The organism is Streptomyces sp. NPDC054834 (genome assembly GCF_053611185.1).
The window spans coordinates 23,901-49,928 of the sequence record NZ_JBSGZV010000022.1 but is presented as its reverse complement, the minus strand read 5'-3'; the positions used below and the strand labels follow the sequence as shown (position 1 = coordinate 49,928).

General features: G+C 71.5%; 18 protein-coding genes and 1 pseudogene. 11 read left to right on the top strand and 8 right to left on the bottom strand.

The window, feature by feature from the left end; translation table 11 throughout:
• Nucleotides 1–53: 53 nt before the first annotated feature.
• A complete protein-coding gene (locus ACWGJM_RS27045) occupies nucleotides 54–1,856 on the top strand; it encodes an ABC transporter ATP-binding protein (protein ID WP_453414309.1) in 1,803 nt (600 codons plus the stop codon).
• A gap of 62 nt (nucleotides 1,857–1,918) precedes the next feature.
• Nucleotides 1,919–2,833 (top strand): endolytic transglycosylase MltG, encoded by a 915-nt coding sequence (gene mltG / locus ACWGJM_RS27040; RefSeq protein WP_453414308.1) that lies wholly within the window; start codon nucleotides 1,919–1,921, stop codon nucleotides 2,831–2,833.
• A 12-nt stretch (nucleotides 2,834–2,845) separates the two neighbouring features.
• Here the strand turns inward: mltG and ACWGJM_RS27035 are convergent, their stop codons facing one another.
• On the bottom strand, nucleotides 2,846–3,961 hold the full coding sequence (locus ACWGJM_RS27035) for an NAD(P)-binding domain-containing protein (RefSeq protein ID WP_453414307.1): 1,116 nt from the start codon (nucleotides 3,959–3,961) through the stop codon (nucleotides 2,846–2,848).
• 87 nt (nucleotides 3,962–4,048) lie between these two features.
• On the opposite strand from ACWGJM_RS27035, the gene ACWGJM_RS27030 reads away from it, so the two are divergent.
• The 4 genes and pseudogenes from ACWGJM_RS27030 (at nucleotide 4,049) to ACWGJM_RS27015 (ending at nucleotide 7,048) form a co-directional block, all read left to right on the top strand.
• Nucleotides 4,049–4,471, top strand: coding sequence for a secondary thiamine-phosphate synthase enzyme YjbQ (locus tag ACWGJM_RS27030; protein WP_453414306.1), 423 nt, complete (start codon nucleotides 4,049–4,051; stop codon nucleotides 4,469–4,471).
• A 14-nt stretch (nucleotides 4,472–4,485) separates the two neighbouring features.
• A pseudogene (locus ACWGJM_RS27025) lies at nucleotides 4,486–4,858 on the top strand (IS701 family transposase); the annotation flags it as partial.
• 329 nt (nucleotides 4,859–5,187) lie between these two features.
• The gene (locus ACWGJM_RS27020; protein ID WP_384436196.1) at nucleotides 5,188–5,391 is read left to right on the top strand and encodes a cold-shock protein; all 204 of its coding nucleotides are present in this window, start codon (nucleotides 5,188–5,190) and stop codon (nucleotides 5,389–5,391) included.
• Between the two features lie 172 nt (nucleotides 5,392–5,563).
• A complete protein-coding gene (locus ACWGJM_RS27015; RefSeq protein ID WP_453414305.1) occupies nucleotides 5,564–7,048 on the top strand; it encodes a DEAD/DEAH box helicase in 1,485 nt (494 codons plus the stop codon).
• A gap of 497 nt (nucleotides 7,049–7,545) precedes the next feature.
• On the opposite strand, the gene ACWGJM_RS27010 is transcribed toward ACWGJM_RS27015, so the two are convergent.
• Both ACWGJM_RS27010 and ACWGJM_RS27005 read right to left on the bottom strand, forming a co-directional pair.
• Nucleotides 7,546–7,761, bottom strand: coding sequence for a DUF4177 domain-containing protein (locus ACWGJM_RS27010; RefSeq protein ID WP_453414304.1), 216 nt, complete (start codon nucleotides 7,759–7,761; stop codon nucleotides 7,546–7,548).
• 171 nt (nucleotides 7,762–7,932) lie between these two features.
• A complete protein-coding gene (locus ACWGJM_RS27005) occupies nucleotides 7,933–9,120 on the bottom strand; it encodes a cytochrome P450 (protein ID WP_453414303.1) in 1,188 nt (395 codons plus the stop codon).
• 390 nt (nucleotides 9,121–9,510) lie between these two features.
• Between ACWGJM_RS27005 and ACWGJM_RS27000 the strand changes: the two genes are divergently transcribed.
• Nucleotides 9,511–11,667: a SpoIIE family protein phosphatase gene (locus tag ACWGJM_RS27000; protein WP_453414302.1), complete on the top strand. Its 2,157-nt coding sequence runs from the start codon at nucleotides 9,511–9,513 to the stop codon at nucleotides 11,665–11,667.
• Nucleotides 11,668–11,822: 155 nt separating this feature from the next.
• Here ACWGJM_RS27000 and ACWGJM_RS26995 read toward each other — a convergent pair whose 3' ends face one another.
• Nucleotides 11,823–13,007 carry a type III polyketide synthase gene (locus tag ACWGJM_RS26995; protein ID WP_453414301.1) on the bottom strand — a complete coding sequence of 395 codons (1,185 nt, stop codon included), beginning with the start codon at nucleotides 13,005–13,007 and terminating at the stop codon, nucleotides 11,823–11,825.
• A 375-nt stretch (nucleotides 13,008–13,382) separates the two neighbouring features.
• Between ACWGJM_RS26995 and ACWGJM_RS26990 the strand changes: the two genes are divergently transcribed.
• A complete protein-coding gene (locus tag ACWGJM_RS26990) occupies nucleotides 13,383–14,834 on the top strand; it encodes an amidase (RefSeq protein WP_453414300.1) in 1,452 nt (483 codons plus the stop codon).
• A gap of 126 nt (nucleotides 14,835–14,960) precedes the next feature.
• On the opposite strand, the gene ACWGJM_RS26985 is transcribed toward ACWGJM_RS26990, so the two are convergent.
• Both ACWGJM_RS26985 and ACWGJM_RS26980 read right to left on the bottom strand, forming a co-directional pair.
• The gene (locus ACWGJM_RS26985) at nucleotides 14,961–16,418 is read right to left on the bottom strand and encodes a 6-phospho-beta-glucosidase (protein ID WP_453414299.1); all 1,458 of its coding nucleotides are present in this window, start codon (nucleotides 16,416–16,418) and stop codon (nucleotides 14,961–14,963) included.
• Complete coding sequence (locus ACWGJM_RS26980) at nucleotides 16,415–17,335, bottom strand: DeoR/GlpR family DNA-binding transcription regulator (RefSeq protein ID WP_453414298.1); 921 nt, start codon at nucleotides 17,333–17,335, stop codon at nucleotides 16,415–16,417. The genes ACWGJM_RS26985 and ACWGJM_RS26980 overlap by 4 nt, the downstream gene beginning before the upstream one ends.
• Before the next feature lie 190 nt (nucleotides 17,336–17,525).
• On the opposite strand from ACWGJM_RS26980, the gene ACWGJM_RS26975 reads away from it, so the two are divergent.
• The 3 genes from ACWGJM_RS26975 (at nucleotide 17,526) to ACWGJM_RS26965 (ending at nucleotide 20,720) form a co-directional block, all read left to right on the top strand.
• Nucleotides 17,526–18,803 carry an extracellular solute-binding protein gene (locus tag ACWGJM_RS26975; RefSeq protein WP_453414297.1) on the top strand — a complete coding sequence of 426 codons (1,278 nt, stop codon included), beginning with the start codon at nucleotides 17,526–17,528 and terminating at the stop codon, nucleotides 18,801–18,803.
• Between the two features lie 151 nt (nucleotides 18,804–18,954).
• Nucleotides 18,955–19,890, top strand: coding sequence for a carbohydrate ABC transporter permease (locus ACWGJM_RS26970; RefSeq protein WP_453414392.1), 936 nt, complete (start codon nucleotides 18,955–18,957; stop codon nucleotides 19,888–19,890).
• Complete coding sequence (locus ACWGJM_RS26965; protein WP_453414296.1) at nucleotides 19,887–20,720, top strand: carbohydrate ABC transporter permease; 834 nt, start codon at nucleotides 19,887–19,889, stop codon at nucleotides 20,718–20,720. Before ACWGJM_RS26970 ends, ACWGJM_RS26965 begins: the two co-directional genes overlap by 4 nt.
• 46 nt (nucleotides 20,721–20,766) lie before the next feature.
• On the opposite strand, the gene ACWGJM_RS26960 is transcribed toward ACWGJM_RS26965, so the two are convergent.
• Nucleotides 20,767–22,518 (bottom strand): hypothetical protein, encoded by a 1,752-nt coding sequence (locus ACWGJM_RS26960; RefSeq protein WP_453414295.1) that lies wholly within the window; start codon nucleotides 22,516–22,518, stop codon nucleotides 20,767–20,769.
• A complete protein-coding gene (locus ACWGJM_RS26955) occupies nucleotides 22,515–26,027 on the bottom strand; it encodes a vWA domain-containing protein (RefSeq protein WP_453414294.1) in 3,513 nt (1,170 codons plus the stop codon). Before ACWGJM_RS26955 ends, ACWGJM_RS26960 begins: the two co-directional genes overlap by 4 nt.
• Between the last annotated feature and the right edge of the window lies 1 nt (nucleotide 26,028).

The window sequence follows — 26,028 nt, the reverse complement described above, 5'->3', positions numbered from 1 at the left end:
GGCCGGCCTGATGCGGTCGCGACGCCGACGCCCGTTCACCTCCGTAGGAGCCCATGCATCCCGACCGTGAAACCTCCTGGACCCCACCTGCCGACGCCAAGGAACAGCCCCGGCAGGTGCGGCGCATTCTGAAACTCTTCCGCCCCTACCGCGGCCGGCTCGCGATCGTCGGCCTGCTGGTCGGCGCCTCGTCGCTGGTCTCGGTCGCCACGCCGTTCCTCCTCAAGGAGACCCTCGACGTCGCGATCCCCGACCGCCGCACCGGACTGCTGAGCCTGCTCGCGCTCGGCATGATCCTCAGCGCCGTCCTCAGCAGCGTCTTCGGCGTGCTGCAGACCCTGATCTCCACGACCGTCGGTCAGCGGGTCATGCACGACCTGCGCACCGCCGTCTACGGCCGCCTCCAGCGCATGTCGCTGGCCTTCTTCACCCGCACCCGCACCGGCGAGGTGCAGTCCCGCATAGCCAACGACATCGGCGGCATGCAGGCCACCGTGACCTCTACCGCCACCTCGCTGGTCTCCAACCTCACCAGCGTGGTCGCCACGATCGTCGCGATGGCCGCCCTCGACTGGCGTCTCACCCTCGTCTCGCTGCTCCTGCTGCCGGTGTTCGTGTGGATCAGCCGCCGCGTCGGCAACGAACGCAAGAAGATCACCACCCAGCGCCAGAAGCAGATGGCCGCGATGGCGGCCACGGTCACCGAGTCGCTCTCCGTCAGCGGCATCCTGCTCGGCCGCACCATGGGCCGCGCCGAGTCCCTGACGGCGTCCTTCGCCGAGGAGTCCGAGCGGCTGGTCGACCTCGAGGTGAGGTCCAGCATGGCCGGCCGCTGGCGGATGGCCGTCATCACCATCGTCATGGCCGCCATGCCCGCCGTCATCTACTGGACCGCCGGAGTGGCCCTCCAAGTGGGCGGCCCACAGACCTCGCTCGGCACGATCGTCGCCTTCGTCTCCCTCCAGCAGGGCCTGTTCCGCCCGGCCGTCAGCCTGCTGTCGACCGGCGTGCAGATCCAGACATCGCTGGCGCTGTTCCAGCGCATCTTCGAGTACCTCGACCTGCCGATCGACATCACCGAACGGGAGCGGCCCGTCCACCTCGACCACGTCAAGGGCGAGGTCCGCCTCGAAGACGTCGAGTTCCGCTACGACGGCAAGAGTAGGCCCGTCCTCGACGGCGTCGACATCACCGTCCCGGCGGGCGGCAGCCTGGCGATCGTCGGCCCCACCGGCGCGGGCAAGTCCTCGCTCGGCTACCTGGTGCCCCGGCTGTACGACGTCACCGGCGGCCGCGTGACCCTGGACGGCGTCGATGTCCGCGACCTCGACTTCGACACCCTGGCCCGCGCGGTCGGCGTCGTCTCCCAGGAGACGTACCTCTTCCACGCCTCGGTCGCCGACAACCTCCGCTTCGCCAAGCCGGACGCCACCGAAGAGGAACTGCACGCGGCGGCGAAGGCGGCCCAGATCCACGACCACATCGCCGCGCTGCCCGACGGCTACGACACGGTCGTCGGCGAGCGCGGCCACCGCTTCTCCGGCGGCGAGAAGCAGCGGCTGGCCATTGCCCGCACCATCCTGCGGGATCCGCCGGTGCTCATTCTCGACGAGGCGACCAGCGCCCTGGACACCCGTACGGAGGCCGCCGTCCAGGAAGCCATCGATGCCCTGTCGGCCAACCGGACGACGCTCACCATCGCCCACCGCCTGTCCACCGTCCGGGCCGCCGACCAGATCGTGGTGCTGGACTCAGGGCACGTGGCCGAGCGGGGAACGCACGAGGAACTGCTGGAGCTGGACGGGCGGTACGCGGCCCTGGTCCGCCGGGACGCGCAATTGGAACCGACCAGCTGAAGATATGCCGATATGAACCATATATGCCGGGATTATGACGGTATGCAAGCTACCGTGCCCGCATGCAGACGAACACTCCGCCACGGAGAACCACCCGACTGACACGCCGGGGCCGTATCGCCCTCGTCGTGACCGGCGCCGTCCTGGCCGGCACCGCCGTGGCGGTGCCGCTGCTCGGTCTGGGCGACGAAGTCAGCCCCCGGACCATGAGTCTGGTGATCCCGGAAGGCTCGCGCGCGAACCAGGTCTACGAGGCCGTCGACAAGGCCCTCGACCTGCCCACGGGCACCACTCGGAAGTCCATCGGCAAGGCCGGCCTGAAGCTGCCGAACGAGGCGCAGGGCAATCCGGAGGGGTACCTCTACCCGGCGACCTACCCGATCCACGAGAAGGCGACCCCGCAGTCCCTGCTGCAATTCATGGTCGACACCGCCAACCAGAAGTTCAACAGGGCGCCGGTCGCCGCCGGTGCGCAGCACAACGCGATGAACGTCTACCAGACGGTCACCATCGCGAGCATCATCCAGGCCGAGGCCGCCTCCAAGGCCGAAATGGGCAAGGTGGCCCGGGTCATCTACAACAGGCTCCAGCGCGGCATGCCGTTGCAGATGGACTCCACCATCAACTACGCCCTGGACCGCAGATCGGTCCGGACGAGCACGGACGACACCCGTATCGAGAGCCCCTACAACTCCTACCAGCGCATGGGTCTGCCGCCCACGCCGATCGACAACCCCGGTGCGGAGGCGATGCGCGCGGCGATCAACCCGGAGCCGGGCGACTGGCTGTACTTCGTCACCGTCAAACCCGGCGACACCCGCTTCACCACCGACTACGCCGAGCACCAGCGCAACGTGGCCGAGTTCAACGCGATGCAGCAAGGCAAGGCGCGGCCGTCGGGTCCGGGCCCGGCTCCTCAGTCCTCGCCGAGCGTGCCCGCGCAGCAGCAGCCCCCGCTCTCGCAGTCCCCCCGGTGAGCGGGAGCGCGGTCACGCGGCGACGGGCTCGGCGGCCAGCAGCCGTCTGATGTCCCGCACGGCCGCGCGTCCCGCCCGGTTGGCGCCGATGGTGCTGGCCGACGGCCCGTACCCGACGAGGTGGATACGCGGGTCATCGACCGCGCGCGTCCCCTCGACCCGGATCCCGCCGCCCGGCTCGCGCAGCCGCAGCGGCGCCAGATGCTCGAGAGCGGCGCGGAAGCCGGTCGCCCACAGGATGACGTCGGCGGCCACCTTCTGCCCTCCCCCAAGCTCTCGGCTGCGCTCGAGCAGGGGGGACCCCCATCGCCACTCCACGCCCTCAGGGGTGACGCGGTCGAACATCGGCAGCCGGTCCAGGACGCCGTCCCGCAGCCCCTGCCGGATGGCGTCGTTGAGTGGCAGCCCCGTGACCGAGACCACACTCCTGGGCGGCAGCCCCTGCCGCACCCGCTCCTCCACCAGCGCCACCGCGGCCCGGCCCGCTTCCTCGCCGAACGGCCCCTCACGGAAGACGGGTGGCCTCCGGGTCACCCAGGTGGTGGCGGCCGCGTACGGGGCGATCTCCAGCAGGTGCTGGGTGCCCGAGGCACCCCCGCCCACCACGACCACCCGCTGCCCGGCGAACTCCTCGGGCCCCGCGTACCGCGCGGTGTGCAGCTGCCGTCCCCGGAAGCTCTCCTGACCGGGGTAGCGCGGCCAGAACGGCCGGTCCCAGGTGCCGGTGGCGTTGATCAGTGCCCGCGTCGACCACGTACCGTCGGAGGTCTGCACCAGCAGCCGCCCGCCCTCGCCCTCGCGCACGGCGCGTACATGGACAGGCCGCCGCACCCGCAGGTCGAACGTCCGCTCGTACGCGTCGAAGTACTCCCCGACGACCTCGGCCGACGGCCGCGTCGGATCGGCGTCCGTCAGCTCCATTCCCGGCAGGGAGTGCATCCCGTGCACCTTGCCGTACGTCAGCGACGGCCACCGGAACTGCCAGGCGCCGCCCGGAGCGGGGGAGTGGTCGAGCACGACGAAGTCGCGGTCCGGCTCGAAGCCCGTGCGCCGCAGATGATAGGCACCGGCCAGACCCGCCTGGCCGGCACCTATGACGACCACATCGACCTCACGCGTGTTGTTCACATTTGTACGAACATCGAGGCGGCCGGGGATCTTCCCCGGAGGCGACCGGTGAAGTGTGAAACCCGGCCTGTGGGTCAGGATGGGGGCATGTCAGATGCCTTCACCACACGAGTGCAGCACGTCGCCACCGGTTCCCGGGAGCGGGTCGTGGACCTCACCCGCGACTGCGAGGCCTTCCTCGGCGAGGTGGCGGCCGGCCGCGACGGCCTCCTGAACCTCTTCGTCCCGCACGCCACCGCCGGCATCGCCATCATCGAGACGGGCGCCGGCAGCGACGACGACCTCCTGGCCGCCCTGCACACCCTGCTCCCCGCCGACGACCGCTGGCAGCACCGCCACGGCAGCCCCGGCCACGGCCGCGACCACGTCCTCCCCGCGATCGTCCCCCCGCACGCGACCCTCCCCGTGATCGACGGACGACTGGAACTGGGCACGTGGCAGTCCGTGTGCCTGGTGGACACCAACAAGGACAATCCAGACAGGAGGGTCCGCCTGTCGTTCCTGGGTTGAGGCGGCGCATTGTGGCCCAGGTCGGGGTCTGCCTCGTCTGCGCGGGCCGCCGAGGGCACGCGGCGGTGGACCGCGAGCTGGTGGACCGCGAGCTGGTGGACCGCGAGCTGTACGTACCGCGCTCGTGGGCCGGCGCCCGGACCGCGGGACTCGGTGACCGGACTGTCTTCGCCACCGAGCCGGAACTGGCTGCCCGCATGGTCGGCCGGCTTTTGGGCGCCGGGCGCCACCCTGGAAGCGCGCGGGGTCGGCTACGTGCTCGCGTTGGCCTGCTCCCATGAGGCGACCACCGCCGCCGGGAAGTTCCACGCAGCCGCCCTGGCTGCGAAGGTCCCGAAGCGGGCCTGGCGGAAGCGGTCGGCCGAGCCCCGCTCCGGCAGCCACCGTGTCCGGTTGAGGCGTTCGGCCTTGCTGTTGCCAACGGATTCGGCCTGTCTTTCGCGGAAACAGACCGAGATAATCCCAGCCGAGGGCTGGTCGCGCCTTGGGTAATCTGGAAGCTCACCCTCCGTATGCATTCGAGGCGACGCCGGCTGACGTACCGTGCTAAACTTACTAGCAGTTGCAGTTGTGGTTCCCGAAACTTCAAGTGCCTTGGCGACCGTATGTCGTCGGGCATTTTTGTATCTCCGGTGCTTATCCGGACGGGGTTCATTGTGGCAACGCAGGGGTTCACACGGTGTGGGCTCGCAGGCACTGCCCCAAGGGGATATGAAATGGCTACTGGCACCGTCAAGTGGTTCAACGCGGAAAAGGGCTTCGGCTTCATCGAGCAGGACGGGGGCGGCCCGGACGTCTTCGCCCACTACTCGAACATCGCCGCCCAGGGCTACCGTGAGCTCCAGGAAGGTCAGAAGGTGAACTTCGACATCACGCAGGGCCAGAAGGGTCCGCAGGCGGAGAACATCACTCCCGCCTGACGTCGAAGCGTATGAGATATCTGGGGTCCCGTCTTGCGATGGGGCCCCAGATATCTGTTTCTGCATTCCGATGGAATTCTGTTAGTCTCACATTTCGGCTCGTGCTTGCAATTCATCCGGCTCGTTCCTGTCGGGAATTCCTCGATGCGCGCCCTGTCGAGGAAGGTTCTGCATGAGCCGTTCAGCTCGCACGAATGACCGTTTCCGCCCGCAGGGTCAGGGGCGCCCAGGCGCCGGTCCGGGCGGCACCGGGCGCCGTCCCTCCGCACCGCAGAGGGAGTTCGCGCTGCCGGTCACCGTCACCCCGGCCCTGCCCGCGGCCGCGACCTTCGGTGAACTGGACATGCCAGGCGAGTTGCTGAAGCTGCTCACCAGTCTCGGCCTGAAGGAGCCGTTCCCGATCCAGGCTGCCACGCTGCCGAACTCCCTCGCAGGGCGCGACGTCCTGGGCCGCGGGCGTACCGGATCGGGCAAGACGCTCGCCTTCGGCCTGGCACTCCTCGTGCGCACGAGCGGGCAGCGTGCCGAGGCGCGGAAGCCGCTGGCCCTGATCCTCGTCCCCACGCGCGAGCTGGCCCAGCAGGTCACCGAGGTGCTCGCCCCGTACGCCCGGTTGCTGAAGCTGCGGCTGGCCACTGTGGTCGGCGGCATGTCGATGGGCAGGCAGGCCGGCGCGCTGCGTGCGGGGGCCGAGGTGGTCGTCGCGACTCCCGGCCGCCTCGCGGATCTCGTCGAGCGCAAGGACTGCCGCCTGGACCGGGTGAACATCACCGTTCTGGACGAGGCCGACCAGATGGCGGACATGGGTTTCATGCCGCAGGTCACCGAACTGCTGGACCAGGTACGTCCCGACGGCCAGCGCATGCTGTTCTCGGCCACGCTGGACCGCAACATCGATCTCCTGGTCCGTCGTTACCTCCATGACCCGGTCGTCCATTCGGTCGACCCGTCGGCCGGTGCGGTCACCACGATGGAGCATCACGTGTTGCAGGTGCATGACGCCGACAAGTACGCCACCGCCACCGAAATCGCTGCCCGCGACGGGCGCGTGATCATGTTCCTGGACACCAAGCACGCTGTCGACCGGTTCACCAAGCACCTGCTGAGCAGCGGCGTAAAGGCCGCGGCGCTGCACGGTGGCAAGTCGCAGCCCCAGCGCACCCGCACCCTGGCACAGTTCAAGACCGGCGACGTCACGGCGCTGGTGGCCACCAACGTCGCGGCTCGGGGCATTCACGTCGACGAACTCGATCTCGTCGTCAACGTCGACCCGCCCAACGACCACAAGGACTATCTGCACCGCGGTGGCCGGACTGCCCGCGCCGGTGAGTCCGGCAGTGTCGTCACGCTGGTCCTGCCCGGCCAGCGCCGGGACATGGCCCGTCTCATGTCCGACGCAGGCATCAGGCCGCAGATCACGCAGGTCCGCTCCGGCGAGGCCGAGCTGAGCCGCATCACCGGCGCCCAGGCTCCCCCCGGTGTCCCCGTCGCCGGCAGCGGGCCGGTCGCGGAGCGCCCGAGGCGCGGCGATGCCCCTTTCCGCGGTCTTGGCACCCGCCCGGGGCGGGCCGGCGGTGGTGGCGAGTCCCGCCGGTCTGCTGAGGCCCGCCAGATCGCCGAGGCCCGCAAGGCCGCCCGGGTCCGTCGTGGCGCATAGGCCGGCAACGGTCCCCTCGCACGCTCTGTGCGTGACTCACGTCGGCTTGCGCCACACGGACACACGGAAGTGTGCTTCGCGGAGCCCCGGGTGAACGGCGCCCCGTCCCAGTCCGCGACGCTTCGTTCCGGCTCGAGCCCCGCGATCCGTGCCATCAGGTCGAGTTCCGCCCGCCATGCGTACCGGTGTCGGGAGTTGCCACGGCGGTAACGGCCGTCGTCGCCGTCGCGGGTGAAGCGTGTGCCGCAGGACCGCCGCCATGTGCTCGGACAGTTCGATGCCCACCGCCGGCACGCCGCGTTCCCGAGCGGGACGCCCACGCGTCCGGTTCCGACGGCGAACGCCCGCGCTCGACCGGCGTGCTCCTGCCCCGGCGTAGCAGGTGCTCGTCGCAGTCACGCCGACGGTGGCCGGCGTTCTGCCCGAGGCGAGGTCGGGAACGGCCTGTCGCCATCAGGAGCCGCCGGCCGGCTCGCGCCGTGCAGGAACAGTGGTCGTCAGCGGCGCGGACGCTCCAGAGTGAGCAGCAGGCCCTCGACCGCACCGGGCCCTATACGGCCCTTGACGTCGGCGGACGTGATCGCCTTGAGGGCCCAGCCGTCCTCGGCGTGCTTGTTCAGAACCTTCTCCAGCTTGTCGCTGTCCAGTGCGTCACCGATCAGCGACTCACGGAAGGTGACGACCTTGTATTCGAGTGTGTAGGGGTTGCTCATGGCTGGGGCCTCTCCGTGGATGGACTGCCTGACGGAACGGGGGACAGCCAATCACCGTTCGGCGTTGCCCCACACGGCGGGGTGGGGCTCATGTCATCGGGGAGGGGAGGGGGGCTATGGGGCGGTGCGCGCTGCCGGTACAGCGCGAAGCAGAGGTGAGCCGGCGTCGCGTCAGCGCTGCGCCGGCAGGTCCCAGCGGACGCGCAGAGCCGGGGGCTTCCGGAAGACCAGGCCGCTGGGCGCGGTGGGCGAGGCCGGGTCGAGCCGCAGGCCGGGGAGACGGTCGAGGAGCGCGAGGAGGCAGGCGCGGGTTTCCAGGCGGGCAAGGTGGGCGCCCAGACAGAAGTGCGGGCCGTGCGCGAAGGCCAGCTGGAGGCGGGAGTTGCCCCGTCGCAGGTCGAAACTGTCGGGGTCCGGGAAGATGTCGGGGTCGCGGTTCGCTCCGGCGAGCGAGACGACCACCAGATCACCGCGCCGCACGTCGGCCCCGCCTATCGTCACGTCGGCCGTCGCGTAGCGGTCCACGACCGCCGCGGCGGGCTCCAGGCGGAGCGATTCCTCGATCGCCGCGTCGACCAGGCCTGGATCGGCACGCACGAGGGCGAGTTGACCAGGGTGTGCCAGCAAGTGCAGTACGGCGTTGGCGATCATACCCTCGGTGGTCTCGATACCGCCGAACATCAGCACGGCGGCGTTGGCGACCACCTCCGGCAGTTTCAGGCGCTTGCTCTCGGCCGCCGTGACCAGCAGCGACGCGTCGCTTCCTGCCGCGACCGTCGCCTCGACGCTTCCTCGCAGCTGGTCGAACGCCGCCGCCCCGGCGGGGTTCGCCGGCAGCCCGGCGGTGATGTCGGAGACCGCGCTCACGATGGCGTCGTACCAGGACAGCACCGCCTCGGCGTCCACGCCGACCAAGCCCAGCGACTCGGCGACGACAGCGACGGCCAGGGGCCCGGCCACCTCCCGGCGCAGTTCGGCGCTGCCACGCGGCCGGATGCCTTCCACGAGCCGGGCCGCTTCCTGTTCCACGAACCCGGTGAACCGGTCGTGTACATCTTGCGTGCGGAACGGGTCGGTGAAGGGGGTGCGGTGCCGCTTGTGCTCGGCGCCCTCCACGGAGAGCATGCTCGGACCGACCACCTGGGCGGTGGAGAAGCGGGGGTCGTCCACCGTGAAGGTCGTCGCGTCGCGCATCACGCGCAGTGCGAGATCACGCCGGGTCACCAGCCAGCCGCCCAGCACGGGGAGCCACGAAACGGGTTCGCGGGCGCGCAGCAGAGCCAGCCGCGGGTGGGGGTCGTCCTCCAGCTCCGTGAGCGTGGTCGCGGAGCCGAGCGGAAACCGGCGCGCTGTCACCATGGAAGCCCCCCTGTTCGCGTTCCTGGAATTCCGGCCTCCCCGGAGCCCCCACTCAGAGCGTATGCGTCTCCGCGGCGCGCTGAGCTGGACCCACAGCGTGGGTGACTCGCCCGGCTCCTGCCGGCGGCCGACATGGCCCCGACGGTGCCGGCGCCCAGTGGTCCTGCGGCGGTCGTCACATGCAGGTGGGCGACGGCCCCGGCAAGGTGAGCACGGCCCACCGGCCGCGGCATTCCGCACTGTCCGCGTTCAACCACGGGATTCGCTGGTGTGGGCGAAGCGACCCCCGGTGTTATTCAATGGGGTGTGCGGTCAGGGGATCTCGGGGCCCCGTCGCACGGGTCCGAGTACGGCCCCGGCGCTGCGCCGGGGATTGCTGAGGGGTGCCGCATGGACTCCACACCCTCTCCCTCGTCCTCTTCGTCGTTCGGCCTGGTCAGCAGCGCCCTGGGGCGCTACATCTCACGCGGCGGAGCGGCAGCGGCCGCCGGTCCTGCCGACGTGCAGGGCGAGCGCACCTCCCGCCAACGCGTACCCGACAACCCGGCAGCCGGCCGTCAGGATCAGATTCTCGGCGTGGTCAACCTGGACAGGGATCTGAGAATCACCGGCTGCAATCTGGACGCCCCCGTGTTCGCGGGTCTGGACGCCGTGACCGGGAGTCCCTTCGTCGATCTCCTGCCCCCCGGGGACGTACCGCCGGTCACACGGCGGTTGCGGCAGGTCTTGGAGACCGGTGAGGCGCACGTCGCACGGATCCAGCGCCTGCGGCGCGGCGACGGCTCGGAACTGGTGGTCTCGCTGAGCATCCTGCCCGCCGCGGTGCCTCAGGAGGGCCTGACCGTCTCCGTGATCGCCATGGCCACGAGGCTGCACCTGTACGCCGCCGAGACCGCGATCGGCACCTCGCTGGACATCGACGAGACCGCGCAGTCGCTGGCGCAGTCCCTGCTGGCTTGGGGAGACGTGGCCGCCGTCGACCTCGACTTCGCCGTGTGGACCGGCGAGGGAGTCACCGGGCGGGGGCGCATCCGGCTACGGCGGGCGGCCCTGGTGCCGGACCGGTCGTGGCCCGAGGGCTATGTGACGCCGGGCGACGATCTTCCCAGCGACGCGAGTCGCCTGCTGGCGCAGGCGGTACGGCGGGACGATGCCCCGCAGGCCATCGTCATACCCGACCGGGAGGCGGTCGAGCGGGTACTCGGCAGTCCGCCAGTGATGCGTGCCCTGGTGCCCGGTGAACGGTCGGCGGGTGTGGCGTGCATACCGCTGGTCTTGGACGGCACGCCGCCTGTCGTGCTGGGCCTGGCGGAGGTCTGGCGGCGGGCGGACTGTCCCTTCCGCGACAGCGAGCTGTTCGACCTGCAGGAACTGGTGGCCAGGACCGCCCATCACGTCGACCTGGCCCGTCAGCACCAGCGCGAGCACACGCAGGTGCTGGCGTTGCAGCGCCGGCTGCTGCCCCGGGCCGGCGGCGACACCATCGAATGCGCCAGCGTCTACCAGCCCGCCACGCCCGACAGCGCGGGTGTCGGCGGCGACTGGGTGAACAGCTTTCCGCTGCCGGACGGCCGTACCGCGCTGGTGGTCGGTGACGTCGTCGGACACGGTCTGGGAGCCGCGGCAACCATGGGCCAGCTGAGCATGGAGGCCCGCGCGCTGCTGTCCGCGGGGCTGGCGCCCGACGAGGTGCTGGAGCACCTGGACGAGACCGTGACGCTGCTGGACGACGCGGAGTCCGGGCTGGCGGCCGGCTACAGCGCCCTCGGGTCGACCTGCTGCATCGCCCTCTACGACCCGGTCAGCCATCATGTGGCGCTGTCCAGCGCCGGCCACCTCCCCCCGATCCTGGTGTCCCCGGACGGGCACGCGGGCCCGCTCCCGGTCCGCCCTCATCCCGGACTGGGCGCCGAGTTCGCGCTGCGGGAGCCGTTCGGCGTGCACACGTTCGGCGCGCCTCCGGGCTCCCTGCTCGCCCTCTACACCGACGGCCTGGTGGAGGATCCGGCCCTGTCGATCGACGAGGGCATCGGCAGGCTGGCGGACGCCGTGTCCACGGTGCACCCCTGGGACGCCCTACAGCAGGCCGCACGGCGCGTCGTCTCCGCGCTGGCGCCGGTTCGCCAGCGTGACGATGTGACCCTGATGCTCGCGCGGATGATCGGTTACCGCAAGGGGGACACCGCGACCTGGCGGCTGCCCGCCCGCGACGACGCCCCCGCCCGTGCCCGCGCGCAGGTCTCAGCGCTGCTGCGGCAATGGCGCACCAGGGACGACACCCGGGACACCGTTCTGCTGCTGGTCAGCGAGCTGGTCACGAACGCGGTGCGCTTCGCCGCCGGTCCCATCACGGTGCGGCTGATCAGGGCCGGTCACGGCCTGCTGTGTGAGGTGGGCGACACCGGCAACGGCAGGCCGCGTCTGAGTCTGGGCGGTCTCCTCGACGACGGCGGTCGTGGCCTGCACATCGTGCACAGGCTCACCACCCGGTGGGGGGTGCGGTGGACGGACACCGGCAAGGTGGTCTGGGCGGAAGTCGCGAGCTGACGCGGCTGCGGGGCGGGGGCGCGGCCGGCGTATGGGAGCGCGGCGACGGTACGGGCGTACGCGTCATCCGGCGCCACGGACGGTGCGGACGGCGCCCTCAGCGGTACCGGTGACGCGGACGGCCCGTTTGCCGACACGGGTGGCTCGGGCTCGCACTACAGCCACTCCCCTTCCAGGGCGGTGGCGGTGAGGCCCGGTGCCGCCGCGTACAGGACGGCGCGGTTGCCCGGCTTCTGCCCGGCGTCGTGCGCCCGCCGCATGATGTCGAACACGGCGGCGCCGCCGCGGTTGCCGCTGGTGTAGCTGTCCCGGCTGTGGTCCAGCAGCCCCGACGGCCACGCGTCGGGCATCGTCTGCTCCATGTACTCCAGCACCCGGGTCCCGCCGGGGTGCGCCAGCAGCACGTCGGGGTGCCAGGCGTCGGGGTGGTCCTGGTAACGGACGCGCAGCCACTCCCACATCGCGGTGACCGTCTCCTGTACGGCGCGCGGCCCGCGCCGGTCCATCACGAAGTGGGTGCCGTCCGCCCGCGTGTCCAGGCGGTGCAGGTCCTGGGTGCCGGGCAGGGTGTGGTGCCAGGCGGTGTCCAGCCGCAGCACCGACTCGCGCCTCGGGCGGCCCGTGACCACCATGGCGACCGCGGTGTCCGCGAACAGCAACCGGACGATCAGGGACTCGAGAGTGTCGTCCGCGGGCTGGTAGGTCGTGCTCAGCGCCTCCGCGATCACGACCAGGACCACCCGGTCGGGGTCCGCGGCCACGAGATCCGCCGCCAGCGCCAGGGAACGGGTCCCCGCTATACAGGCCCACTGCGTGGCCGGCAGCAGCATCACGTCGTTGCGGAGCGGAAGCTTGTTGGCCAGGGCGATGTCCAGACCCGGCAGTGCCGGGGTCGTGGAGTGACTGGTGATCAGGCAGTCGATGTCTGCGGCGTCCAGCCCGGCGATCTGCAGGGCACCGCGCGCCGCACGCTCCCCGTAGGATTGCACGGCCTCCCAGGCCGGCGCGGTGCGCTCCTGGACGGTCTGCGGTGCGGGTATCGCCTCAAGTGCGGCGATCACGCGGTCCACGTCCTGCTGGGTGAACCCGTCGCGTGCCAACGCCTCTTGGGCCGACCCGATGCCGACAGCCCGCAGGCCACCGCCGTTGCCGGGCGCGACGGCGGCCTCCAGCGGCAGCATCCACCCGCGGGTCTCGATGCCCGTGCCGGCCGCGATGCCGTCGATCCGCGGCGCCCACGCCGCGTGCGGATGCCGGTCGCGCACCTCCGCCACGATCTGGCTGGTCTCCACGGCGTGCTCGCCGTGTATCACGGCAGGAGGACAGAGGTAAGCGGCCATAAGGGGGCACCTTTCCAAGGAAACAGACAGGAATGTCACGAATGCTGTGTCATGGGTCACTTTGGAACTTCGTGCCCAAGGGGTTGCCGATAGGCTCCACTTCGGGAGTCGGTATCCGGTTCGAGCATGGACGATAAATGGACATTTCCGCTGTGATGCAGACAACTCGGGCACGTCTTTGGGTGCGTGACACGGCACACACCGCTGAAACAGGGGACCTCGGGGCGGCTCCGTAGGCCTTTCTGCCTTACTTGACTCACCGTCAGCCAGGACAGACGTCCGATGATCACCAGCTGACGTTGCCCGGGCCGGGCATCCACCCTTGTGCGAAGCGGCATTTCATGGCCTGCTCCAGAGGCCGGTACGGTCTGATCCATGGGGTGGAGTTTTCAGACGGCCGAAAAACTCGCGGCTGCCTTGCGTGCCGGTGAAGTGACCTCGGTGGAACTGACCGACGAGGCGATCGCCCGTATCGAGCGGGACGACAAGGCGATCAACGCGATCTGTGTGCCGGACTTCGAGCGTGCACGGGCCGCCGCGCGCGGTGCCGACCAGGCGCTCGCCCGTGGTGAGGACCGGCCACTGCTCGGCATTCCGGTGACGGTCAAAGAGTCCTACAACATCGCCGGGCTGCCCACGACCTGGGGCATGCCGCAACACCGGAACTACGTGCCGGCCGAGGACGCGGTGCAGGTGTCGCGGCTCAAGGCCGCGGGCGCGGTGGTGCTCGGTAAGACCAATGTGCCCGTGGGGCTGCAAGATGTGCAGAGCTTCAACGAGATCTACGGCACCACCAACAACCCGTGGGATCACGGTCGAACGCCGGGTGGGTCCTCCGGCGGATCAGCGGCGGCCCTGGCGTCCGGATTCGGCGCGCTGTCCCTCGGCTCGGACATCGCCGGTTCGTTGCGCACCCCCGCGCACTTCTGCGGTGTCTACGCACACAAGCCGACCCTCGGGCTGGCGGCGACCCGCGGTATGGTCCCGCCGCCCGCCCCGGCCCTGCCGGCCGACATCGACCTCGCCGTCGTCGGTCCGATGGCACGCACTGCCCGCGACCTCGCGCTCCTGCTCGACGTGATGGCCGGACCGGACCCGCTGACGTTCGGTGTGGCGCACCACTTGACGCTGCCGCCCGCGCGCCACGAGCGGCTCTGCGACTTCCGGGTCCTGGTCCTGGACGAGCATCCGCTCATTCCGACCGGGTCCGCTGTGCGGGCGGGCCTGACACGAGTGGCCGACGCGCTCGTCGACGGCGGCGCCCGCGTCGAACGGCACAGTCCGCTGCTGCCCGATCCGGCCGAAGCCGCGATGCTCTACACGCAGTTGCTGTTTTCGAGCTTGGCTGCACGTTTTCCCGTCGAAGCGTACGAGCAGCTGCGGACCCGCGCCGCCGGACTGAGCGCAGACGACCGGAGTCTCGATGCGGCGCGGCTGCGCGGCATGGTGTTCAGCCACCGTGACTGGATCGAGGCGAACAGCCGTCGCGAGCTCCACCGCCGCGGCTGGCGGCAGCTCTTCGCCGAGTTCGACGCCGTGGTGTGTCCGATCACGCCCACTCCCGCGTTCCCGCACGACCACAACCCCGATCCGACGGAACGCCGGATCGACATCGACGGTGTCGAGTACCCGTACCTCGACCAGCTCGTCTGGGCCGGTGTGCCCACCATGCCCGGCCTGCCTGCCACCGCCGTACCAGCGGGTCGGTCCCCCGCGGGTCTGCCGGTGGGAGTGCAGCTCATCGGTCCGATGTTCGAGGACCGCACCCCGCTGCGGCTGGCCGAACTGCTCGAGCAGAAGACCGGCGGCTTCCAGGCGCCGAAGTAGGGCGTACCACCGGGTGTCCGCCAGGTACGAGCCGCGGAGCACGACGAGATCCTCCGATGTTCGTTCTGGCGGAGAGCCAGGGGCCTTGCTCTTCGAGCACGGTCGGGGGTCGGTGGGCCGTGAGGCTCAGTCCGGCACAAGGCTTCTGGCCGGCAGGCCGGTTTCGCTGGGTGTGCCGGCCCGGTCAGCTGGGGTGGGGTTGTCTTCGACCCGGGCAGTGGCTCGACTGCCGAGGTAGGCGAGTTCGGGGAAGTGGTGCTGGTAGGCGTCCAGCAGGCGCTTCGCGACGGCGTACGAGTCGATCAGCGGGTGGATCGTCAGCGCCCTGAGCGCGTGGGCGCGGTCGGCGGTGGTGGCGGCTTGGATCACCGCCCGCTCGGCGGTCTTGACCGCGTGCACCAGGCCCTGGCCGTGGTCGGGCAGCGGGGCTCCGGCGATGGGCCGGGCGCCGTTGGCGTCCACGTGGCAGGGGACCTCGATGACGGCGTCGTCGTCCAGGACGGGGATCCGGCCGCGGTTGCGGACGTTGAGCACGAGGGTGGTGCGCTCGTCCAGGGCGATGGCCCGCATGAGCGCGAGGGCGACCTGCTCGTATCCGCCGGACTCCAGGTCGCAGGAGTCCCGTTCGCCCATGCCGACGGCGTCGCGGTTCTCGGCCATGTAGGTGGTTTCGCGCTCCAGGCGGGTGGCGTCCCACGCGCTCCAGGCGGCGCGGGGAGAGGGCGGGCCGACGGCGACGGTGTCCAGGGAGTCGTAGAAGCGCTGTTGCTGTGAGTGCAGGAAGGCTCCCCGTGTCTGGACGGCGGCCCGTGCGGAGCCGACCGACTCGCGGTGGAAGTAGTAGTAGTGCAGGTACTCGTTGGGCAGCGCGCCCAGCGTGCGCACCAGGTCGGCGCCGAAGAGCTTGCCCTCCTCGAACGAGGTCAGTGCGGCCTCGTCCTCGAACAGGGACGGCAGCAGATCCCGGCCGTCGGCGTACAGGCCGCACAGCCAGCCCAGGTGGTTCAGGCCCACGTAGTCCAGGCGGGTGCGGGCCGGGTCGACGCCGAGCGCGCCGGCCACGCGCCGGCCGAGGCCCACCGGAGAGTCGCAGATCCCGATCACGCGGTCGCCCAGACGTGCGGTCATCGCCTCGGTGACCATGCCTGCGGGGTTGGTGAAGTTGATGACCCAGGCGTCGGGTGCCAGGGCGGCGATGCGTTGGGCGATCCCGAGCGCCACCGGGATGGTGCGCAGCCCGTAGGAGATACCGCCCGCGCCGACGGTCTCCTGGCCCAGCACGCCTTCCTCCAGGGCGATGCGCTCGTCCGCCGCCCGGCCGGCGAGCCCGCCCACGCGGATGGCGGAGAACACGAAGTCGGCGCCGGTGACCGCCTCGTCCAGGTCGGTGGTGACGGTGACGACGGGCGGGTCGGGGTGCCCGGCCGCCTGGTCGGCGAGGACCCGGCTGATGGTCGTCAGCCGGGAGGCGTCCAGGTCGTACAGGGTCACCTCGGTGACGCGTCCTTCGCCCCGGTCGCCCAGCAGGGCCCGGTAGACGAGCGGGACCCGGAAGCCCCCGCCGCCCAGGATCGTGAGTCTCATACTTCGACCACCTGAACTCCCGCCTCGCGCAGCCGATTACAGGTCTTCTCGTCCCCCGGGGCGTTGGTCACCACGATGTCGATCTCCTCCGGACCGCACACCCGGGCCATGCCGGTGCCGGGGAACTTGCCCGCGTCCGCCAGCAGGACCACCTGGGCGCTCGCGGCGATCATCGCCCGCTTGACGGGAACCTCGACGGCGGTGGTGTCCAGTACCTGTCCGTCGGGGCGGATCCCGCTGGTGCCGAGGAACAACCGGTCGGCGTGTACCTGCCGCAGGTTGTCCTCGGTGAGGAAGCCGACCAGCGAGCGGTACTCGCGCCGGACCACGCCGCCCAGCAGGATCAACTGGACGTCCTTGTCGTCCTGGAGCTCCTCGTAGACGGCCAGGTTGCTGGTCATCACCGTCAGGGACCGGCCGTGCAGATGGCGGGCCACGCGGTGGGCGGTGGTCCCGATGTCGAGCAGCACGGTCTCCCCGTCCATGACGAGGTTTGCGCACCAGGCGGCCAGGGCGTCCTTCGCCTCGACGCGGATGCCGGCCACGTCGGCGAACGGGTCGTCCTCATCCACGACGGGGGCGGCACCGCCGTAGACGCGCTTGAGCAGTCCTTCGTCCTCCAGTTGCGCCAGGTCCCGCCGGATCGTGGCCTGACTTGCCCCGACCTTCTCGGCCAGGGTGACCACCGTGGTGGGCCCGTCCGCGCGCAGGACGCGCAGGATCAGCTGATGTCTTCGGTCAGGGAGCATGCGGCTGACCATACTCGCGAACTCGCCAAACTCAAGCAAAGTCGCGCAGGAATGTCTGGATATCTGCTTGACCCTTGTCAAACCCGCGCACCGGGTGCACTCTCTTGCGTAATTCGGAGCCCAGGTCCGGACCCCACTCCGGTCGGCCGAAGCGGACGAACGGCGCATTACGCCACCACGGACGCGTCGGCACCGTCTGGGAGGACCAGGTCACACACCCCGAGTGGCTGAAGAGTTCCCACCACGCCGACGCTCTTCAGCCATCCGGCCCCCGCCGCGCCCCCTCCGCGGCCCACGACTCACAGGTCCTGTCGGACATGCCGGACACGCCGAACCCGCCGAAATCTAGGAGAAGATCGTGGACCTTTCCCGCAGACGATTCCTTCAGGCCGCCGCACTGACGGCCACCGCGGCGGGCGCCACCGCAGCGTGCGGCGGCGGCTCCGGATCCAGCGGCAGCAAGCACAGCAAGAACCTGACCCTCTGGTACTGGTCCGGAGGCCTGAGCGACAAGGTCGTCGCGGACGCCAAGAAGCACTTCTCCGACATGACCCTCAAGGCGTCCGTGGTCGGCGGTGACTTCAAGACGAAGCTGCTCACCGGCCTGCGGGCCGCTCAGTCCGCCCCGGACATCACCGGCATCAAGGGCGAGGACATCGCCTCCTTCCTGCCCAACGCCAACCGCTTCATCGACCTGAACACCCTCGGTGCGGACAAGCTGGCCCCGCAGTACCTGTCGTGGAAGCTGAAGCAGGCCACGACGCAGGACGGCAAGCTCATCGGCTTCCCGATCGACGTCGGCCCGTGTGCCACCTACTACCGCGAGGACCTCTTCAAGAAGGCGGGACTGCCCACCGACCCGGCCAAGGTCTCCTCCGAACTGTCCACCTGGGAGGACTACTTCAAGGCAGGCGTCGAACTGCACAAGGCCGTACCCAAGACCTACCTGATCAACAACATCGGCTCGGTGTTCTCGATGATCATCGGCCAGGGCACCCAGCGGTTCGTCGACGAGAACAACAAGTTCATCGGCGACCAGGACCACATCCGCACCGCCTGGACCACCGCCGTGAAGCCCTACACCCTCGGCATCGACGCCAAGATCAACGACAACACGTGGAACGCGGCCATCAGCGGCGGCACCCTGGGCACCGAGCTCGGCGCCGCCTGGCACGCGCTGGACATCAGCAACGCCGCGCCGGGCGGCAAGGGCAAGTGGCGGGTGGCGAGCCTGCCTGGCGGACCGTCCAACCTCGGCGGGTCCTTCCTGGCCATCCCCGCGACCAGCGGCAACCCCGAAGAGGCCTTCAAGATCATCAGCTGGATCCTCAGCCCCGAGAACGAGGCCCGAGGCTTCACCGACGCGGCCCTCTTCCCGACCGCCCCGGCCGCGTACAAGCTGCCGGCGCTGACCGGCGGCGACCCCTTCTTCGGCGGCCAGAAGACCATCGAGATCTTCGGCCCGGCGGCCAAGAAGATCCCCGCCGCGTACGAGGCCCCGGCTGACGCGGCGGTCTCCGCGCCCTATTTCAGCGAGCTGACCAGCATCGAGGCCACGGGCAAGGACCCCGACAACGCCTGGAAGGACGCGGTCAGCCAGGCCAAGCAGATCGCCCAGCGGCAGGGAGTGAAGTGAGATGTCGTCAAGCCCGGTAGCCGGCCCGGCCCCCACCGGACCGACCTCCGGATCCGACACCGGATCCACCGGACCGACCGGACCGACCGGATCCACCGGCCGATCGGCTCCGGACCGCCGCGAGGGAGGTCCGGGGCGGCACCGCCGCCGGATCCGTCCGGTGCAGGCCGGAGCCCGGCCCGGGCCTCGGCGGCGGGTCGCCAGGTACTGGCCGCAGTACCTGGCCATCTCGCCGTACTACCTGATCTTCTCGGTCTTCATGCTCTTCCCGGTGATCTACACCGTGTATCTGGCATTCCAGAAGTGGGACGGCATCGGGGAGATGCACTTCGTCGGGTTCCAGCAGTTCCGCTTCCTCTGGGACGACCCGGTGTTCTGGCTGTCCGTCCGCAACACCCTCGTCATCTGGGTGCTGTCCACGGTGCCGATGCTCTTCCTCGCGCTGGTGCTGGCGGTCCTGGTGAACTCCACCAAGCGGTTCACCGCCTTCTACCGGGTCGCCCTGTTCATCCCCAGCATCACCTCGCTGGTGGCCATCGCGATCTTCTTCGGCGCGGTCTTCAGCAACAACTTCGGCCTCATCAACGCCATTCTCAGGGCCCTGCACCTGTCGGCCGTGCCCTGGATGAGCAACGAGTGGACGATCAAGCTGGTGATCGCGACGCTGATGACCTGGCAGTGGACCGGTTACAACGCCATCATCTACCTCGCCGGCCTCCAGGCGATCCCCTCGGAGGTCTACGAGGCCGCCACGATGGACGGGGCCGGCCCGGCAAGGGTCCTCTTCTCCATCACGATCCCACTGCTGCGGCCCATCATCCTGTTCACCGTGGTGATCTCCACGGTCACCGGCTTGCAGAGCTTCACCGAACCACAGGTGCTGTTCGGCAGCGAGGCGGCGACCAACCCCAACTCCGGCGGCCCGGGCCAGGCCGGTCTGACCACGCTGCTGTACTTCTACCACCAGGCCTTCGACAACAACGACTTCGGCTACGGGGCCGCGATCGTCTGGGCCTTCTTCCTGCTGATCCTGCTCATCGTCGTCATCAACTGGCGTCTGGTGCAGCGTAAGGAGCGCCGGCCGTGAACAGCCAGAACCGCAAGCGCCTGCGAGGGCTGAGCGTCCACGTCGTCCTGCTGACCGGCGTCGTCATCTCGGTGTTCCCGTTCTACTGGATCATCGTCATGGCCACGAACACCTCGCAGGACATCTACCGCTACCCGCCGAAGCTGTGGTTCGGCGACAACCTGCTGACCAATCTCCAGCACCTGTTCGCCAAGATGGACTTCTTCGGATCGCTGTTCAACACGGTGATCGTCGCGGTCTGTACGACGGTGCTGGTGCTGTTCTTCGACTCCCTCGCGGCCTTCGCCTTCGCCAAGTACGACTTCCCGGCCAAGAAGTTCCTGTTCGGTGTCCTGCTGTCGATGTACATCCTGCCGACCCAGCTGGCGATCATCCCGCAGTACGAGATCATGATGCAGCTGGGCTGGCTGGGCACGCTCAAGGCGCTCATCGTGCCGGCCGCCGCCAACGCCTTCGGCATCTTCTGGATGCGCCAGTACACCAGCAGCGGAGTCCCCGACGAACTGCTGGACGCCGCCCGTATCGAGGGCGCGGGCTTCTTCCGTCTCTACTGGCACGTGGTGCTGCCATGCGTCCGGCCGGCCCTGGCGTTCCTCGGCATCTACACCTTCATCGCCGCCTGGAACGACTACATCCTGCCGTTGGTGATGCTGGTCAACCCCGATCGCCTCACCCTCCAGGTGGCGCTGGCCCAGCTGTACGCCGGACACTCCACCGACTACAGCATGGTGATGTCCGGGGTGCTCCTGTCGGTCATCCCGCTGGTGCTGGTGTTCACCTTCTTCGCCCGCGGTTTCATCGCGGACGCCACCAAGGGCGCCTTGCGCTGAGGCGGGCCCGACGGGTGCGGTCGGCGAGGTGGGCGCGCGGTGCGCCTCACGCGCCCCACGCCGCGGCGCACAGCGCTCGGTCCACCTCCTCGGTGTAGAGGGCGGCGGCCAGCCAGGCGCGGGCGAAGCGGGCCGTGTCGGCCGGGAGCAGGCGGCCGAAGGGGTCGCGGGTGCGGTCCGCGGCGGCGGATCGGAGCTCGTCGAGCAGGTCGCCCGCGGTCGGCAGGCCGTGGTGGCGCAGGCGTCGGCCCTCGGAGTTGCCGTCCCCGGGGAAGGCCAGCACGCGGCGTCCACCGGAGGCCGCCTGGTGGACGCGGCGGCGCAGCAGGTGGAGGGGGGCTTCGTCCGGGGCGGGTTCGGCGGATTCGGCGGGCGGGGGCGCCTCGGTGGGCAGGTCGGCCTGCTGGAGGCGGTCGAGGCCGAGGTCCACGTGCGTGCCCGGACGCGTGGGGTGTTCGGCGGCGAGCAGCAGGGCGCGGGGCTGCGGGGCCGGCGTGAGACGGGCGATGATCCGAAGGCGGCTGCCTCGGGCCGCGGCCAGCAGGCGGAGGTTGTCGCGGTGGGGGAGCGCGGGGTGGTCGTGGGCGGCGGCCAGCCGGAGTGTGCGGCCGTCGCAGTCGGCCAGCAGGCAGTCGCCCGCGGCCTCGCGGACCGTGCCCTTGAGGGTGACGTCCAGGAAGAGCAGGTCGTGGTCGTTGTCCAGGGCCCGTCCGACCTGGTCGGCGACGGGCACGGCCCAGAGCCGGTCCAGGGGCTCGTCGCTCCAGCCGGCGCCGGACGCGCGAACTGCCCGTACCCCGGCACCCGCGCCCAGCCGTCCCGTCGGCGAGACGGTGGCCCCGGACACCGCGAGGCCCGCCCGTGACAACTCGCGGTGGGTCAGGGCCGTGTCGCCGATGCGCACGGCACGGTCCGCGGCGCCCACGGCCCGTCCCGGACCGCCCGGGGTGACGTCCGGGACCGTGCAGAGACGGCCGTCGGCGTCGGCGGTCCAGGTGACGGCGCCCGCGTAGCCGGTCGCGGTGAGGACGGGTTCGGAGAAGAGGCCGTACAGGCGCAGCGAGCCGTCCGGGGTGTACGGCTGCCGCACGGTGCCGCGCAGGGCCGCCAGGTCCGGGCCGGTGGCGGAGGGCAGGCGGTGCGCGACGGACAGGACCTCTCGCAGCGCGGCGACAAGGTCGGTGAGGCGGTACGCCGGATCGGCCGAGCGGGCCGCGCGCACCGCCGTGACCGTGGAGACCGCCGAGGCGGCGGCCCGGGGCAGGCCCGCCAGCCGTGCGGTGTGCGCGGCGCGCAGCAGTTCCGCCTGGAGCACCGCGCCCGTGCCGTCCGTGCCCGCGTCCAGCACGGCCGCCGACGCGTCGTGCACGGCGCGAGCGGCGGCGCGTTGGCCGGCGGTGGCCGTTTCCGGTTCCGCGCGGGTCTCCAGTTGGGCGGAGGGCTCTGCTTCGGCCGGGTTACCTGGTCCGGCGAGGGTCTCTGATCCGGCGGTCGCCTCGGCTGGTCCGGCGTCGGCGATCGGTGCCGCCGACGCCGCCGCGGCGCGGTGCAGACAGTCGGGGGCCAGCAGGCATCCGCAGCGGATCCCGTCCGCGCTGGTCACCGAGCCGCCGGGGGCGTGGAGTTCGAGGTGGGTGTCGTCGTCGACGGCGATGCGCACGGTGTCGCCGTCGACGACGGTGGGACGGGCGGCGAGCTTGGTGACGCCCGCGTCGAGCCGCTTGCGCAGCCGGGGCGACAGCGCCCCGACGAGCTCGGCGGTCACGGACGGGGCGACCGGCGGCAGGTCCGGGTTCATGCGATCTTCTCCCCTACCCAGCGGGCGAGTTCGAGCGGGCTGAGGGCGGCCACGGGCATCCCCGCGGCGACGAGCTGTCCGGCGACGCCGGTGGAGTACCGGGGCCGGCCGGTGTCGTCGAGGCTCGCGCAGCCCAGGACATGGCAGCCGGCCCCGACCAGGGCACGGACCTCGGCGAGCAGCCCGCCGAGCGGGTAGCCCTCCTCGAAGTCGCTGACGACCACGACGAGGGTGCGGGAGGGCACGGTCACCAGTTCACGGGCGTGCCGCAGCCCCGCCGCGATGTGCGTGCCGCCGCCCACGCTCACCTCGAGCAGCAGCGACAGCGGGTCCTCGACCTGGTCGGTGAGGTCGATGACCTCGGTGGAGAACGCCAGGAAGTGCGTGGACAGGGTGGGCACCCCGGCCAGCACGGAGGCCGTGAGGGCGGCCCAGACCGTGGACGCCTCCATGGACCCGGACACGTCGGTGACCAGGATCAGCCGCCAGTCGGCGGCCCGCCGGGCACGCGTGCGGAAGACGGGCCGCTCGGGGACGACCTGGACCGTGCCGTCCGGTCCGCGCCGCGCGGTCGCCAGGTTGGCCCGCAGCGTACGGGGCAGGTCGAGGCCGCCGCCCGGGCGCCGGCTGGGGCGGGGCAGCGCCGTGCCGTGCAGGGCGGGCCGCAACCGCGTGGCCAGCTGCCGGGTCAGGGCGTCGACCAGGCGTCGCACGAGCGGACGCAGCGCGGCCAGCCGGGCCTCGGGCAGCCCGCCCGCATGCCGCAGCACACTGCGCAACAGGTCGACGGAGGGCCGTACGGTGTCGGGGTCGAGCTCGGCGAACACGTCCCGACGGCCCGCCGCGGCGGCCGCCGCCAGCACCTCCTCCCGGATGCCCGGCCCGAACAGCGCCGCCAGTTCCTCCGACCACTCCCGCACCCCGGGATACGGCGCTTCCCGTCCGCCACGGCCCCCGCCGGTGAGATCGCCCCGGCTGCCCTCGCCGCGTCCGCTGCCGTACAGCTCGTCCAGCGCGGTGGCCAGGGCGGCAGCCTTCCGGGGCAGTCGGTCCTTGCGGCGGCCCAGCAGCAGACGCCAGCGGTCGGCGGGGGCGAGCCGGTTCAGCTCACCGGATGTGTCAGGGGAGGCGGCCACTCCGGTGACGGGCCCGGCCTCCTCCCGTCGGCTCACGGGCGGCGGAAGCAGCCCCGTCGTCCGCAGCACCTCGCGGGCCGCCAGATCCGCGCGCGTCCAGGTGGCGAGGGCCGCGGGGTCGACGTCGCCGGTGTCCGCCAAGTGGCCGGTGTCCAGGCGCTCTTCGACGGTGGACAGCAGGCGGTCGCGGGCGGCCGGGCTGAGCGTGTCGAAGCCGCCCCGCAGCGCGGGCAGCCGGTCGAGGAAGTCCTGGTCGCCGAGCTCCGACACGCGGGTGAGCAGAGGCTCCAGAGCGGGAGGCGCGGCCTCCAGCAGCTGGCCGGCGGCGGTCAGCAGTCCGGTGAGCCGGGCGGCCAGCGCGGACCGGGACTCGGGATCGCAGGCGGTGTCCACCCAGGAGGCCACGCGCCCGCCGAGCGCCTGCGCGTCCTCGTGCCCGAGAAGCACGCGGACGGCCCCGGCGGCGCCACGCATCAGCGGGGAACCGTCCACGGCCAGGCGGGCGAGGGCGTCGGCGAGCCGGATTCCGCCCAACTGGTCGGCGCGGTGGGCGAGGGCCAGCAGGGCGTGGGCGTCGGCGGGATCCTCCGAGCCGGTGAGCCCGTCCACCTGGCGCACGGCGGCGGCGGTGAGCAGCTCGGCCACGGCCGTCGCCCTGGCCGTGCGCTCCCCGTCGGTGCCGAGCCCGGCGATGTGCCCGGACCGCAGCCGGTCCAACAGGGCCAGCGCGGCGAGGAGTTCGGGCAGGGTGCCGGTCTGCGGCAGCGCCTCGGCGGTGTCGGCGAGCCGCTCGTCCGCGAGGCCGGGCAGCCCGCACTCCGCCGCCTGCTCCAGGCCGCGCAGGATCTGCGCGGCGGTGGGCCCGCCCTCGTTCCGCTCGGCGTGCCGCCGCTCGCGCAGCAGGCCTTCGGTGGCCTGGGCCGGGGTGACACCGCGCACCCCGGCCGTGGCCAGCATGGCCGCGGTGGCGGGCGTCCACCGCACCTCCCAGCGGGAGGTCAGCGCCTCGGAGCCGCCCGCGCCGACGACGTCCTTCGCCTCCGCGTACGGCACGCCGCACACCGTCAGGCGGCGCAGCAGGAGTTCGCGGCGGCGGTCCAGATCGGAGCGGAGCGGGTCGAGGCGCAGGTCCCGGGCCGCACCGGACGCGCCGGCCTCCGGCCCGGGCAGGCCCAGCGCCGACAGCTCCGCCTCCACGGCGGGGGCGAGGCCGCTGCGCGGCGCGCCGGGTGCGGGGCGCCCGCCGCGCGTGCCGACGAGCACCCGCTCCATCGCCCGGGCGACGGCCCGGCCCCTGCCGTACGGCTCGCCCTGCGCCAGCACCGTCTGCACCGCCTCGACCAGCTCGCCCCGGCCCGCCGCGGGCAGACCGCGCAACCGCGCGAGGTCTCCGGCGAGCCTGCTGATCTCCCGCGCGTCGGCGGGTCCGGACGGATGACCGAGGGCACGCAGCTCGGCGCACACCTGTACGGCCGCCCGGGTCAGCGCCTCCTCCAGCGCGGCCGGGTCACCCGCCGCATCGAGGACCAGGTGCTGCCACTCCGGATCGCGGATGCCCGCGGGGTAGCCAGAGCGTTCGTCCAGCAGGGCGTAGGTGTAGGGGATGAGCGAGGTCGTCCAGACGGGCCCGTCACCGGTCTCGGCCGCGGCGGCGGAGTCCGGCCCGGCCTCCTCGAACGAGGGCACCAAGGCCCGTGCGTGGAAGGCACCGACGACCACGGCTGCCCGCTCGCCCCGCGCCGTGGCCTCGGCCAGGCGGGCGCGCATCCATCGCTCGCGCCGCAGGTCCACCTCGGGGACCCCGCCCGAGGCCGCCGCGTCCTCGCGCAACGCCCATCCCGTGAGCAGTGCGGCCCGGCGCACCGCTTCGGGCGGCGAGCCCGGCGCGGTGGCCTCGACGAGACGGTCCCACAGGTCGTCGCCGGGGCGGCCGGTCAGCCGCGACCGCAGGGCCACGGCGAGGCCCGGCCCGCCGGCCGCCGCTCCCCGGTCACGCCGTTCCTCGCCCCACGCCCGGTCGGCCAGCGGCAGATCGCAGGCGAGGACCGGGATCTCGTGGCGCGCCGCCCAGCGGACGGCGGCCAGTTCGGGGGAGAAGTCGGCGAAGGGGTAGAAGGCCGGGCCGCCGCCTCCGTCGCCGGGCGCGGCGGCGAGGGCGACCGGGGCCCGGGTCTCCTCGTGGCCGAGCCAGGGCAGCCACTCCTGTAGTTCGGCGGGGAGTTCGACGAGCAGCACGTCCGGTTTCGCGGCGTCCAGCAGCGCCGGCACGACCGCGGCCAGGGAGGGCGCGTGGTGCCGTACGCCGATGAGGTAGGGCGCCGCCGGGTCAGTGAGAGCCGCGACGGCCTCGTCGGGGGAGGGGGAGACGGGCACG